At 44.0% G+C, this 14,019-nt stretch carries 8 protein-coding genes; 7 read left to right on the forward strand and 1 reads right to left on the reverse strand.

Annotation, left to right across the window (positions count from 1 at the left end):
- The first annotated feature begins 44 nt into the window (after positions 1-44).
- The 6 genes from PHF18_RS00330 to PHF18_RS00355 all read left to right on the forward strand — a co-directional run bounded on the left by PHF18_RS00330 (position 45) and on the right by PHF18_RS00355 (position 8,205).
- Positions 45-707, forward strand: a complete 663-nt coding sequence (locus PHF18_RS00330) for an MBL fold metallo-hydrolase (RefSeq protein WP_300097291.1) — start codon at positions 45-47, stop codon at positions 705-707.
- 434 nt (positions 708-1,141) lie between these two features.
- The gene (locus PHF18_RS00335; protein WP_300097019.1) at positions 1,142-1,885 is read left to right on the forward strand and encodes an ABC transporter ATP-binding protein; all 744 of its coding nucleotides are present in this window, start codon (positions 1,142-1,144) and stop codon (positions 1,883-1,885) included.
- Positions 1,867-3,090 carry a SufD family Fe-S cluster assembly protein gene (locus tag PHF18_RS00340; RefSeq protein ID WP_300097022.1) on the forward strand — a complete coding sequence of 408 codons (1,224 nt, stop codon included), beginning with the start codon at positions 1,867-1,869 and terminating at the stop codon, positions 3,088-3,090. The genes PHF18_RS00335 and PHF18_RS00340 overlap by 19 nt, the downstream gene beginning before the upstream one ends.
- A gap of 788 nt (positions 3,091-3,878) precedes the next feature.
- Entirely contained in the window at positions 3,879-4,238 is a 360-nt protein-coding gene (locus PHF18_RS00345) for a MarR family transcriptional regulator (RefSeq protein WP_300097293.1), read from the forward strand.
- Between the two features lie 5 nt (positions 4,239-4,243).
- The gene (locus PHF18_RS00350; RefSeq protein WP_300097024.1) at positions 4,244-4,861 is read left to right on the forward strand and encodes a 4Fe-4S binding protein; all 618 of its coding nucleotides are present in this window, start codon (positions 4,244-4,246) and stop codon (positions 4,859-4,861) included.
- A gap of 293 nt (positions 4,862-5,154) precedes the next feature.
- A complete protein-coding gene (locus tag PHF18_RS00355; protein WP_300097026.1) occupies positions 5,155-8,205 on the forward strand; it encodes an FAD-binding and (Fe-S)-binding domain-containing protein in 3,051 nt (1,016 codons plus the stop codon).
- A 287-nt stretch (positions 8,206-8,492) separates the two neighbouring features.
- Here the strand turns inward: PHF18_RS00355 and PHF18_RS00360 are convergent, their stop codons facing one another.
- Positions 8,493-11,420 carry a toll/interleukin-1 receptor domain-containing protein gene (locus tag PHF18_RS00360; RefSeq protein WP_300097029.1) on the reverse strand — a complete coding sequence of 976 codons (2,928 nt, stop codon included), beginning with the start codon at positions 11,418-11,420 and terminating at the stop codon, positions 8,493-8,495.
- A 662-nt stretch (positions 11,421-12,082) separates the two neighbouring features.
- On the opposite strand from PHF18_RS00360, the gene thsA reads away from it, so the two are divergent.
- Positions 12,083-13,705, forward strand: a complete 1,623-nt coding sequence (gene thsA / locus PHF18_RS00365) for a thermosome subunit alpha (RefSeq protein WP_300097031.1) — start codon at positions 12,083-12,085, stop codon at positions 13,703-13,705.
- Positions 13,706-14,019: the final 314 nt, after the last annotated feature.

Consider the following 14,019-nt stretch of genomic DNA (forward strand, 5'->3'; position numbering starts at 1 on the left):
TTTAGAGACAAAGACGGAAAATGTTGAAAATGCGAGGCAGGCAGATGCTCAAGCTGACAGTGCTGTATGATAACGAAGCGTGCCCCGGTTTTACAGGAAGCTGGGGATTTTCGGCTCTACTAGAAACAGACAACGAAATCCTTCTTTTCGATACTGGATGGGATGGGACTCTACTTCTCAAGAATATGGAAAAAATTGGCATTGACCCTCCCTGTATAAGTAAACTGGTCCTTTCCCATCAGCACTGGGACCATATAGGGGGTCTGCCCGAGATCCTTCACGCAAATCCCGGACTCACTGTATATGTCCCTTCATCTTTTTCAGAGAATCTCAAAAGGGAAATTAAGAAGAGGGCTACCCTTGTAGAGATAAAGGAAGCCGTAGAGATATCTAATGGGATCTGGAGCACAGGAGAACTGGGAGATAAAATAAAAGAACAATCCCTTGTTCTGGGTACAGAAAACGGGTCCTATGTGCTTACAGGCTGCGCTCATCCGGGAATTGATGCAATAATGGATGCTGCTCTTTGCCATGGGGATATTAAAGGGATTATTGGAGGGCTGCATGATGGGGATAGGTTTGAGAGGCTTAAAGAGATGGAACTGATAGCAGCCGGACACTGCACAGTCCATAAAGAAAAAATAAAGGCTGCTTTCCCCTCAAAATATAAGGAAACTAGAGCTGGAATGCGCTTTGAACTCCGATAAATTAAAAAAGAACATAATTCTTTTTCGAAAAAGATTTTGTTTCCAAACAATTACTGTCTTTTCAAAAAACCATTTATTTCCAAACAATAATTTTTCCCCAAAACCCATTTCTGCTTAGAGAAATTACTTTCGTTTCAATCCCTATAGTAATTCCAATTTATTACAGAATCCTAACTTAGTGTTTTAATTTAAAAAGAGGAAAGGAAACCCCTGAAAGGGAACGTATGGTTAGAAATACAATGTTCTCCAACAGGAATAAAGGAATATAGTGCAGATAACTGGAAATCAGATAGAAATGGCAAAACAGTCTGATTTTAGAATTATTTCTGCCAGAATATAATTTAAATAAAAGAACTTCGAACTGCTACTTCTCAAGATACGGAGAAAGGAATAGGGGAAACCGCATCTAAAACGAGATTAAGGGAGAAACATCGATGCTGAAAATAGAAGACCTGACTGTAGAGGTCAACGGGAAAATTTTGCTTCATGACGTGAACCTCGAGGTTGAAAAAGGGTATACAAATGTGCTTTTCGGACCAAATGGAGCCGGAAAGTCGGCCCTTATGAGGACAATCATGGGCTTTAGCGAGTACAGTATTGTGAAAGGCAACATACTGTTCAATGGAGAAGATATTACCAATCTTCCAGTAGATGAAAGAGCCCGCCGCGGGCTGGGTATTATGATGCAGCGTCCACCGGATATGTCCGGAATTAAACTGAGGGACCTTGTAAAAGTAGCATCGAAAGGAAAAAAGGACCCTGAAGCCCTTGCAGAAAACCTTGACATGAGGCGCTTTCTGGACAGGGATGTAAATGTGGGTTTTTCAGGCGGAGAGATCAAACGCTCTGAGCTTCTGCAGCTTGCAGCCCAGAATCCGAGCCTCTACCTTCTGGACGAGCCAGAGTCCGGAGTGGATCTTGTAAGCATCGAACAGGTCGGGATGACAATAAAAGGACTTCTCGAAGAAGGTCTGAAATGTCCAGGTGAAAGGTGCAAAAAGGGAAAATCCGCCCTTATCATTACCCATACAGGCCAGGTTCTGGATTATGTCCAGGCAGATAGAGGGTATATTCTGTGTAATGGAACGGTCATGTGTTCAGGAAATCCCCTTAAAATGCTGGAAGAAATAAAAAACAAAGGGTACCAGGAGTGTATAACATGCAGACTGATGAAGTGAGCCTGAAAAAGAGAGCCAAGAGCGCAGCTGAAAAAAAGGCGACTTACGGAGAGGATTTTGAACTGGCAAAATATGAGGAGGGCTCTAAGGTCAGCAAACCTGTTGAAGATCTTCAAACTCTTGACGAGGAAAGCAAAAAAACCCTGCTTCAGGTAGGGATAATCCCAAGCGAAGAGGGCAGATCCGGCAGTTTTCTGGTACTGGATAATGCAGTCTCACACTCTTCGCAGAAAGATGATAACGTGGAACTGATGTCCACGCATGAAGCCCTTGAAAAGTATGAATGGCTCAAAGATTACTCCTGGAACCTTGTGCAGGTGGATACTGACAAGTACACGGCAAAGACCTACCTTGAAAACGCGGACGGTTACTTTATCCGTGCGCCTGCGGGAAAGAAATCCTCCATGCCTGTCCAGACCTGCCTTATGCTGGACAGCAAAAAGGTATCCCAGACAGTGCATAATATCATAGTCGTCGAGGAAGGGGCAAGTCTCGACATTATCACAGGCTGTACCGCCAAAAAGGGAGTTGAAGAAGGCCTGCACCTTGGAATATCCGAGATATATGTAAAAAAAGGAGCCACCCTGAATTTCACAATGATCCACAACTGGGCTGAACAAATAGGAGTCCGCCCGAGGACAGTTGTGCAGGTGGAAGAAGGCGGGACTTACGTGAGCAATTACATTTGCCTGAAACCGGTGCGCTCCGTACAGACCTACCCGACTGTCAGGCTCGAAGGAAAGGGAGCAGTTACAAGGCTCAATACCATAGCAATTGCCCACCCAGGCTCCGTACTTGACCTTGGAAGCAGGGCTATTTTCAACGCCCCGGATACAAGAGCGGAACTGATTTCGAGGACAATCACAATCGGCGGGAGACTAATTGCACGAGGAGAAATGATAGGCAATGCAAAAGGTGCAAAAGGGCACCTGGAATGCAAAGGGCTTGTCCTTACCGACAAAGGCAGTCAGCTAGCAATCCCTATCCTTGAGGCAAATGTAGACGATATCGAGCTTACTCATGAGGCAGCCGTGGGGAAAATTGCTAAAGACCAGGTAGAGTACCTGATGGCAAGAGGGCTTACCGAAGAAGAAGCTATAGGAATGATCATAAGAGGTTTCCTGGATGTTGGGATAAAGGGAATCCCGGAAGAACTGAAGAACGAAATAGAAAATACGATTACACAGACGGCTTTCGGGATGTAAGTACCGGCAACCGGGAAACTTTAGGGTTTCTCCGGTGTAAACACCTGATCCGGAAAAGATCTGCCTTCCGAAGGGAAAACAGGGAACCTGTGGGGGAGACCTGAAGAAGAAGACAGAATTTTTCGGATCAAGTAAACTTTAATTGAAAAAAGGATGTTTGTATCCGGCAGGATAAAAGGAGAAACCTGCCGGCTTTTTGTGGAGTATATGTGGATATTAATGAGCAGAAAGCATATTCAAGATCGGATTTCTCTGTGGAAAAGAAACCTCAAATCAAGCAAGCTCATTAAACCGCAATTTGCAGATTGGAGGGGGAGTATAAAAATCTATCTCTATGGAGCAGTGAGTGGACACTTCAGCAGGCAATTGGGATAAAAATCGGGGGAGAAACAGAGAAAATTATACAAAAGGGCAAAAGCACAAATGTTCGGGGAAGCGGAATATTATATGAAAGAACATATCTCAAAACATAAAACAGAAATTAAAATAGAAATAGAGTTATTTTAAATCAGGCAAATTTGTTTTAATGAGCTACCCCCGCCTGTCGCTTCGCTCCGAGGAAGGGGATTTCTCACTGTGCCTCCGCGCGCCCAAAGTTAAAGAATCTGGCTTATGCTGGGGACATGAGCTTGAGTGGCTGGAAACCACTGAGAAAAACAAACAGATCAATGAAACAGAGTGAAAAAATTAATGTACTTCGTATTTTTGCCTTTAGTGTGCCGTACTTGCCAGTATATATATACGCCGGACGGAATATAACAGTACTGTAGAAGAGAGGAGGGATTGGAATAATAGACTTTGCCTGCAAGGAATTCAAAGTAGAAGATGTGATCAAGTGCGCTCTCAGTCTTACAAAAGCTGACCTGAATGTTATGAAGCACTTCTTAAATGAACCCGAAAAATGGGTTGATACTGACACCCTTTCCAGATCTCTGGATCTGGATATTTCTACGGTCCAGCGTTCCGTAAAAAAGCTGCACGAAAAAGGGATTCTCCAGAGGTCACAGCAAAACCTTGACGGGGGGGGTTACGTGTTCATTTATAAAATCCATTCAAGAAACCAGATTAAAAATGTCATTCAAAAAATTGTACACTCCTGGGCCGACAGACTCGGACAGGAACTTGAACAATGGGAAAACGGCGGTTAAATAAAATGCTAAAAATTACTCCCTACCTGGGAATCCTTGTACTTATTGTTTCCATAGGAGGACTCTGGTATCCCGCACTCGGATACTTTGTGTTGCTTATTTTTGCAGCAATCTTCCTTATCAGCCCCTTCAGAGGCAGATGGTTCTGCGGAAACCTCTGTCCCAGGGGAAGCTTTGCTGATTTCTGGGTCAGCAAAATTTCAAAGAAAAAAAAGATCCCCGGCATTTTAAGGAGCCTGTGGGTGCGCCTTCCGGTCTTTCTCCTGATGATGGGGTTCATGGGCTACAGGATTTCAAGCATCGTCGGAACCCTGAACACCTTTGAGAAGATAGGGATGGTCCTTGTCACCATGTGCATTGTGACAACTGCAATTGCAGTCCTTCTCGGCAGCTACCTGAGCCCGAGAACCTGGTGTTCCTTCTGCCCTATGGGGACAGCCCAGAGCCTGCTCGGGGGAAAACGACACCAGCTGCAGCTTGAAAAAGACAAATGCATCAGCTGCAAGAAATGCGAAAAAGTTTGCCCCATGCAGCTAAAGGTCTGCCAGAATGAGACAAAACCCGACTGTATCAAATGCGGACGTTGTGTGAGTGTCTGTCCCAAAGATGCCCTTCATTTTTAATTTTTTCATTTTATAAGATTACTCTAAAGTTTGTAAGAGTACAATAAAAAGAGCTTCGAAAAAGCCGAACAGTAGAAAAACGAGCAGAAAAACGAGCAGAAAAAAATAATTTTGCAGAAAAAAGAATTCTGGCTCAGATCACAAAGACGAATATATTTAATTTAGAAATATATAATATATAGTATATGGAAGCCAGAAAAACATTTCCAGAACCTAACTTAACCTGACTGAACAAGAACACCTGCGCACACTGCAAAGTATCCACAAATAAACCATAACCCAGGAGAAAAAAAATGACAGCAAGAAGTGTACCGGAACTTTCACCAACCCAAAAAACAGAACTTTCCGAACTCTTCGGAGAATACGTCAATCTTGACAAGCGTGATCGCCACTATTACAACCACGATATAGGAGCCTTACCCCCTCTTGTCAAGAAGGTGATAGGAAACACTGACCCCGCGGCTGTTGTAAAAATCCGGACGGAAGAAGACGCCTTAAAGCTTCTGGAATTTGCAAACAGGTACAAGATTCCGGTTGTCCCCCGTGCAGGAGCCTCCTCAGGGTACGGCGGGGTAATCCCTACAAAGGGGGGTATAGTTGCCGATGTCACATTACTGAATAAGATAATCAGCATCGACCCCGAAGGGCAGAAAGCAGTGGTTCAGAGCGGGCTTATCTGGGAAAAGTTAGAGAGGAAACTGAAAGAAGAGGGCCTCTCGGTCAGGGCAATTCCTTCAAGCGCTCCGTCCTCGACCATCGGAGGCTGGCTGGCTCAGAGTGGAGCCGGGTATGGGAGTTATGAGTTCGGCTGGGGCTATGAGAGTATGGAAAACGCCCGGGTTGTTCTCCCCAACGGGAAAATAAGGGACTTTTCCGGCCCCGAACTCAAGAAGTTAATAGGGACAATGGGGACCACGGGGATCATCACCGAAATTACCCTGAATGTCCAGAAACTCGAAGAAAGAAAAGCCGTTTCCGCCAGTTTCCCTGACGCTTCAGCCATGAAAAAAACGGTAGAAACCATAAGGAAAAAGAACATACCCCTCTGGTCGATCTCCTTCCTTAACCCCGAATGGGCGGACATGAAGAATAAATCGCCCCAAAAACTTCACTATGGGAAAGTTGTGGACAAAAACAGGCCAGTACTGCCTGTTGCTTACGTCTGTACCTTTATGTACCCTGCTTCAAGGGACGTCTCCGGCTTAAAAGAAGCAATTGAAAATGCAGGCGGTACGGTCCTTCCCGAAGAGATTGCGAAGCACGAGACCGAGGAATGGTTCAAGTCCATGAAGGTTAAAAGGCTCGGCCCCTCCTTCATCCCTGCTGAGATCCTGGTGCCGCTTGAAAAAATGGACAGTGCTTTTAAAGAAATTGAAAAGAGGATTAAACTCCCGGTGCTAACAGAAGGGATGGTTATCAGTGACGGAAATGTTGTACTCCTCTGCTTCATGCGCCACTCCGAACGCTCCTTACTCTTCAATACGGCCTTTGCCCTTTCCCTGAGCATCCTGAAAATTGCAGAAGAAAACGGAGGCAGAGCCTATTCTTCCGGCCTATTCTTTGCCTCGAAGAAAAAGAGCGTCTTTGGAGCCCGACTTTCGGAAATAGAAGCCCTCCGGAAAGAATTCGACCCCAACGGAATAATGAATCCTGAGACCCTGGAAGGAAAAAGTCTCCTGAACACAGCCGTGTCCCTTGGCTCTTCCTTCGAACCCATGGGAAGGCTTGTTGGGAATATGTCCGGGATAGGGAAAATTACCTTCAAAGACGAAAAGGACATCCCTGCAGACATTGCCGAACTTGCTTACTCCTGTTCCCAGTGCGGATACTGTGTGAGCGAGTGCGACCAGTACTACGGCAGGGGCTGGGAGTCCCAGTCGCCCCGGGGAAAATGGTTCTTCATCAAGGAATACCTGGCAGGCCGGGAAAAACTTGACCAGAGGCAGACGAACACCTTCCTTGCCTGCACCACCTGCCAGATGTGCGACGCCCGCTGTGAGCTGGACATGCCAATCGAACATGCCTGGATGACAATGCGCGGAAAGCTAGTTGATGAAGAGAAAAAGATGACCTTCCCGCCTTTCGAGATCATGGCTGCAAGCCTCCTGAAAGAGAGAAACATCTGGGCAAACCTCAGCAAAGACAGGGATAAATGGATTCCTGACGACATCAGGGCAAAAATGAAAGACAAAGCCGAGTACGCCTACTTTGCAGGCTGCACCGCCTCCTATGTGGAAAAAGACGTGGCTATAGGGGCTGTACGTATGCTCGACGATGCGGGGGTCGAGTTTACAGGGCTGGGAGACAAGGAAGCCTGCTGTGGAATTCCCATGCTCGTTGCCGGAAAGTGGGATGTCTTTGAAACGATCATGCGGATGAACATCTCCAACATGAAAAAGAGGGGCGTAAAAACCGTGATAACCTCCTGTCCTGCATGCTGGCTCATGTGGCACACAGTCTATCCTCAGTGGGCAGAAAAACTGGGAATCGAATACGGGTTTGAGACAAAACACTATTCAGAAATCCTGGTTGAGCGCCTGGACGTGCTGAAGCCCAAATTCAAGGTACCCCTGAATAAAGTGGTTGCCTGGCACGACTCCTGCCACCTGGGAAGAGCCGGAGGCGAGATATACGACCCCCCAAGGGAACTTTTGAAAGCCATACCTGGCATCCAGTTTAAAGAACTTGAACACAACAGGGAAAAGGCCCACTGCTGTGGTTCGGTGGTGAGCCTTATTGCCGAGCCTCCTGTTGCATATAAACTTGGAGGGATGCGGCTTCAGGAGGCGGTAGATGTAAACGCAGACATCATTGCGGCTCTGTGTCCCTGCTGTACGGTTCAGTTCCGTGTCGCAGCCGAGAAAAACAACATGAACATAGAGTCCCAGGACCTCGGCGCCCTTGTGGCAAGAAGCCTCGGCTATGACATCCCGGACACGACAAACTACGCCCTGCAGTCATGGGTGCCCTTTGAGAAGATGATCGCCCTCCTGCAGCCAGAAAACATGACCGACCTGATGGTAGAACTCCTGCCCCAGATGATGGCCGCAATGCCAGCTCCCCTTCAGGCCATGATGAAGATGGTCAAGTATGTGCCCGGAATGGATGCCATGATGAAGCCTATGATGCCCATAATGATGCCGATGCTCATGCCGAAGGTCATGCCAAAGGTCATGCCTGATATGCTCAAAGCTGTTGAGAGGCGGGTCCCGATGCCTGATTACATGAGAGAGATGCTCCCGGACCTCATGCCAAAGGCAATGGAGAACCTGATGCCTAACATGCTACCCGAAATCATCCCTCTGCTGACCCCGCGGATGATAGAGTACATAAAAACACACTAATTCTTCGCATACAGCGTGCAAATAAGTCGAAGGTGAAATGGGAGTATTCCTTCGACTTGACTTTTTAAAAAGCTTTTATTATATAGGACTTACATGGTTGAGATATCAACATAGCATTGAACCTTTAAGTGTTTAAAAATTCAAATTTAAACAGAAGTGCCTATTGCACTTGATTTTATACTTCAACGGCGTAAGTCCTATTTTTTATACGTTCTTTTAATTGATCCCAATCTTTGAGGTCAATTTTGGACAGGCTCTCTGCGCTCGATATCAGTAATAAATTTAGCTCACTTTTTACTTCCTTTTTCAATTTTCGAACGAATCCATTTAGCACGATTATGTTTTGTCGTAGCGTCCCTATTCCTTTTCATCTTAGCTAATAAAGAGGCATAACCTTCTAAGAGTCTAGCAACTTCAAGACTATTTTCTCCCCTAGTTTTTTCCGTAACTTTAATTGCTCGCTCATAATATGATTTGGACTTGAAATACTTGTTGCGATCCTTGAAAAATACTGCTAGATTGCTAAGGCTAATACCTACATCTGGATGTTCAGAACCAAGTGCTTTTTCAGCAATTTCCAAAGCACGAATTAATAGAGTTTCGGCTTCAGAATACTTACCAAAATTTCTATAGGCCTCGGCTAAAGTGGTAAGGCGATTACTCATATAAGGATGTTCAGGACCAAGCGCGTCCTCTGTGATCTTTAATGCGCGAATGCACAGAGTTTCGGCTTCTGAAGATCTGCCTAAATTGTTATAAACTCCAGCTAAATTATTGAGGCTGACACCTACTGCTGGATGTTCAGGACCAAGTGCTTTTTCTGAAATATTCAATGAGCGAATCAATAGAGTTTTGGCTTCTGAAAACCGACCTAAAACGTTATAAACTCCAGCTAAATTGTTGAGGCAGGCAGCTACATCTGGATGTTCAAAACCGAATGCTTTTTCCGTAATATCTAATGCACGAATACGTAGAGATTCGGCTTCAGAGAATCTATCTAAATGAATGTATATTCCAGCTAGATTGTCTAGACTATCTGCTATAGCCGGATCATCTGGATTTAAAGTGTTTTCTCGAATATCTAACGCATGTAGATGTAGTGATTCAGCTTCAGAATACCTACCAAAATCGTTATAAAGTTCCCCTAAGTTATTGAGACTTTCTGCTATAGCCGGATCATCTGGCTCTAAAGTATTCTCTCGGATTTCTAATGCGCGCACATACAGAGGCTCAACTTCAGAATACCTACCTAAATCTATATAAAGTTCCCCTAAGTTATTGAGGCTCTCAGAGAGGTCATAATGTTCGGGCTCCAATATTTTTTTTCGAATTTCCAATGAGCTCTTCAAGAGTGACTCGCTTTCCTTAAAACGTGCACGTTTATGCAGGTAATTACCGGTTGCATTTAGCAGTTTTGCGGATTCTTCAGTCTCTATATTCAACAGCCTAATATATTCTGCACAGGTCTGAACATGTGGAAGAAGTTTATCACAAAGCTCCCAATTTTTATACTCAACTTTAGGAAATGCACGATTTAAGGCTTTAACAACACTTTCAGCCCAGCGTTGCTGTTCATTTTTTTCAATTCCATCTCTAAGAACTACCTGTACAAGTCGATGGATATCAAATGTATTCTTATCATAATAAGTAGAAATAAGTGAAAATTGCCGAAGTGGTTCAATAGCTTCTTTAAAAACTAGCCTATCATCTTCGATATCATGCAGCATCGAATAAATATTTTCACCTAATTCTCCTGATCCCTTAATAAAAACTTCAAATGGAATATTATTACAATTAAGGAAAGCACTTGCAGATAATATATCAGTGGAAGTTTTAGAAGTTTGTTTCACCTGTTCGAAATTTAACAACCAAGTTGTAGCCACAGAATCAGAATACTTAGTATTCTGAACCTGAGACTTTTCTAGTAATTCCAAACCATGCTTACGATAGCTAGAAAGATATTCTGCAAAACTGCACTTCAGCTTATGGATATAAGCTCCAGCTTGCTCCATAGCAAGTGGCAAGCAATCAAGTTCCCTTATGAGTTCTTCAAGTGAAGCAATCTCTGATTGATCAAGGTTTTTGTGCCCAGTACGTACGAGAAAAAACTCCTTAGCCTCTTCAGGCAACATTTTTTTAACTTCGATAGGATTCGTGATCCCTAGATTATCAAATGTTGGAGCTCTCGAAGTTAGTAGGACATGGCCCTGAATATTTGAAGGTAAAAAATATTCAATAAGGTATGGATAATCAGCATTATCAAGAACTAACAGCCAGTTATTGTTAGTTCTCAACCAGTTCTTTACGGCAGAAACCACAAGATTCTGGTCGGAGTCATCTTTTACAGGTAAGTTAAGTAATTTTGCAATAGAAACGTAATCTGAGACTATTGAATCTATTGAGTCCGCCTTAACCCAAAATACTGACTCATATTCGTCCCGATAGCGGTACGCATATTCAATTGCAGTTTGGGTTTTTCCAATACCTCCAAGTCCACAGATCGCCATTGGCTGAGAAAGAGCTGCCGCATTTCTAGATTTAAGTTCATCATAAAGTTGTGCTAGAGTTTCTTCGCGACCTGTAAAAAAAGAGTTCTGTCGGTATGGAACATTGAATTTGGCGTCTAGATATTGAGACTTTGTTGATGACTGTATTATTTCTAAGTTTTCAGCCGCAGTAATCGGTTTTTGTAGATTATCTCCCACAACAGGAGGCAACTGTCTTATATTTCCAATTTTAGGCTTGGGAATTAGTCTCTGATCAGTAAGATGTGCGTAAAGATCGTCATAACCCTGATCTGTATCAAGAACATAGTGAGTTACCCCTTTAAGCACTACAGGAATATAATGTACATCTTTGGAGTAAAATACCACTGGAATGAACTTTTTATTTTTAGCTTCAGCGTCGTAGAGCTCTTGAGTTAAGATCGATGTTTCCCACTTAACTCCATGACCTTTTCCCGGTTCATCCTGACCTTTAAATCTCTTCTCATAGCTTTCCGTACAGACTACAAGTACATAATTTGCATTATCTATCTGCTTATTCATCCATCTTGGCCAGCCTTCAACAGGAGACCTCTCATATTGATCGATGTTACAGTCTATCCCATCGTCGCACAGACTATTTGAAAGGCTCAACACGCGCCCTTTGTGATCGAGAGAATCGTGGCTATAACTGATAAAAACCTTAATATTTCCATGTTCTTGAGAGGTCATCTGTAGCCCTTACGCACCAATATTTTTCAATTTAGTTTGATCACGCTTTATCTCATGTCGAAATGAGCTATTGATAAATGGAAAAAATATTGTAAATTAATTGATTACTTTCTATAGTTAGGCAGCTAATACATTAAATTTTTGTTTTGAGTAAAATTGGAGTAAGAGTAAAGATGTAACTTAAACATATAAAATAAATTATCCAACCGACTGTCAAAAGCTCCTTGTGTCTTATTATTTCTTACAAAACCAATATCATTGAACATTTAACAATCTAAATTTTGAGTTTGATTACAAAGTATATTGTACTTGAATATACGCCTCAAGTGCGTAAGTCGTCTGTAAGTCGTCTTATAGTGCACTATTTTCTGAGAGTTGAAATTTTCTCCTTAATTCACAAAGAACAGATTTTTTACAACCAGCGATCCTAGTTTAAGGAGTGAGATTGTTGGACTTTATTTACCATCTAAACCAACCAAATAAATGTATTAAAAGGACCAGAAGACCCAATTTTCAAGATTAAGAACCTGACCTCCAGAGGAATTCTTATATAGAAGTGCTTGCATTAAGAATATGAAAAATTACGCACAAAAATAACGTGCTCAGAAATACTACTGATAAAAATTCATAGAAATTCATATCATTATAAAGGAGATTAAATTTTGGCAGCACAACCGATTTTTATTTTAAGAGAAGGCAGCAAGAGAACCCACGGTTCCGACGCCCAGCACAACAACATCATGGCCGCAAAGGCAGTAGCTGAGGCAGTTAGGACCACTCTTGGGCCGAAGGGTATGGACAAGATGCTTGTAGACTCCATGGGAGACGTCGTCATCACCAACGACGGAGCAACTATCCTTAAAGAAATGGACATCGAGCACCCAGGTGCAAAGATGATCGTAGAAGTCGCCAAGACCCAGGACGCCGAAGTAGGCGACGGGACAACCACTGCAGCCGTACTCGCAGGAGAATTCCTGACAAAGGCAGAAGACCTGCTGGAAAGCGGCGTTCACCCCACTGTGATTGCAAGTGGTTACAGGCTTGCAGCAGACCAGGCTACAAAGATCCTGGAGACCATCACTATCAGCACAACTCCGGAAGATACCGAAACCCTCGAAAAAATTGCAGCCACAGCCATTACAGGTAAAGGCGCAGAGGCTAACAAGGACCACCTTTCCAGGCTTGCAGTTCAGGCCGTTAAATCGGTTGTTGAGGTAAGTGAAGATGGGAAGATCACTGTGGACATCGAGGACATCAAGATCGAAAAGAGACCCGGTGGAAGCATCGCAGACTCCGAGATTATCGAAGGTGTAATCGTTGATAAAGAACGTGTCCACAGCGGAATGCCGGAAATAGTGAAAGATGCAAAAGTCCTGCTCCTGAGCGTGCCAATCGAGCTCAAGAAGACCGAAACAAAAGCCGAGATAAAGATCACCTCCCCTGACCAGATGCAGCTTTTCCTTGACCAGGAAGAATCCATGCTCAGGGAAATTGTGGAAAAGGTAATCAGGACAGGCGCAAATGTAGTCTTCTGCCAGAAGGGCATGGATGACCTCGCCCAGTACTACCTGACAAAGGCAGGAATTTTCGCAATGCGCAGAGTCAAGAAGAGTGACATGGACAAACTCTCCAGGGCAACAGGTGCAAAGGTTATCACAAGCATGGATGAAATCGAGGAGTCCGACCTCGGCTACGCAGGCCTTGTGGAAGAGAAAGACGTCACAGGTTCCAGAATGACCTTCGTAACAGGTTGCAAGGACAGCAAGACCACCTCAATTCTGCTTCGCGGCGGAACCGAGCATGTAGTTGAAGGGATTGAGAGAGCCCTCGAAGATGCCCTCAGAGTTGTGGGCGTTGCTCTCGAAGATCAGAAGATTGTTGTGGGCGGCGGCTCCCCTGAAATCGAATTGTCCCTCAGACTCCGGGAATACGCAGCAACCCTTAAGGGCAGAGAACAGCTTGCAGTTAAGGCCTATGCCGAAGCTCTCGAAGTCATTCCTCAGACCCTTGCAGAAAATGCAGGGCTTGACCCTATCGACATGCTTGTGGAAATGCGCTCCCAGCACGAAAAGGGCAACAAGAGGGCTGGACTCAATGTATACACAGGCAAGATCGAAGACATGTTCGAAAACAATGTTGTCGAACCTCTCAGGATCAAGACCCAGGCAATCAACGCAGCTACAGAAGCCGCAATTATGATCCTCAGGATCGATGACGTAATCGCCTCAGCCGGCGGTGGAAGAGCAGGCCCAGGGATGGGCGGCGAAATGCCTGAAGATATGTGAATAATTCAAAAATATGAATCCAGGGTTACCGGAGAGAATTCCACCTTTCCGGAACCTTTCTTTTCCGTTCTTTTTTCCAACTCTCAAAAGTGTCTTCTTTCAGGGCAGAAATATTTTTCAGAACAGTGGGATTTTTCAGAACAGTGGTGTTTTATTAAGAAGAGAATGAACATTTTCTAGAAAAGAAGCATCAGAGACCAGAAAATTAGAGTCTCTTTAAGATTCTCTTTAAAACACATGGGCATCGTCTGACATTGGGATGCCAGGAAACTAAGAAAAGCCGTTTTTGAAGCCGTTTTTAGAAAATTAACGTA

Source organism: Methanosarcina sp., assembly GCF_028693135.1.
Lineage (GTDB): Archaea > Halobacteriota > Methanosarcinia > Methanosarcinales > Methanosarcinaceae > Methanosarcina.

Coding starts and splice junctions, on each gene's coding strand:
- PHF18_RS00330 (WP_300097291.1), top strand. CDS start 45: ATGCTCAAGCTGACAGTGCTGTATGATAACGAAGCGTGCCCCGGTTTT.
- PHF18_RS00335 (WP_300097019.1), top strand. CDS start 1,142: ATGCTGAAAATAGAAGACCTGACTGTAGAGGTCAACGGGAAAATTTTG.
- PHF18_RS00340 (WP_300097022.1), top strand. CDS start 1,867: ATGCAGACTGATGAAGTGAGCCTGAAAAAGAGAGCCAAGAGCGCAGCT.
- PHF18_RS00350 (WP_300097024.1), top strand. CDS start 4,244: ATGCTAAAAATTACTCCCTACCTGGGAATCCTTGTACTTATTGTTTCC.
- PHF18_RS00355 (WP_300097026.1), top strand. CDS start 5,155: ATGACAGCAAGAAGTGTACCGGAACTTTCACCAACCCAAAAAACAGAA.
- PHF18_RS00360 (WP_300097029.1), bottom strand. CDS start 11,420: ATGACCTCTCAAGAACATGGAAATATTAAGGTTTTTATCAGTTATAGC.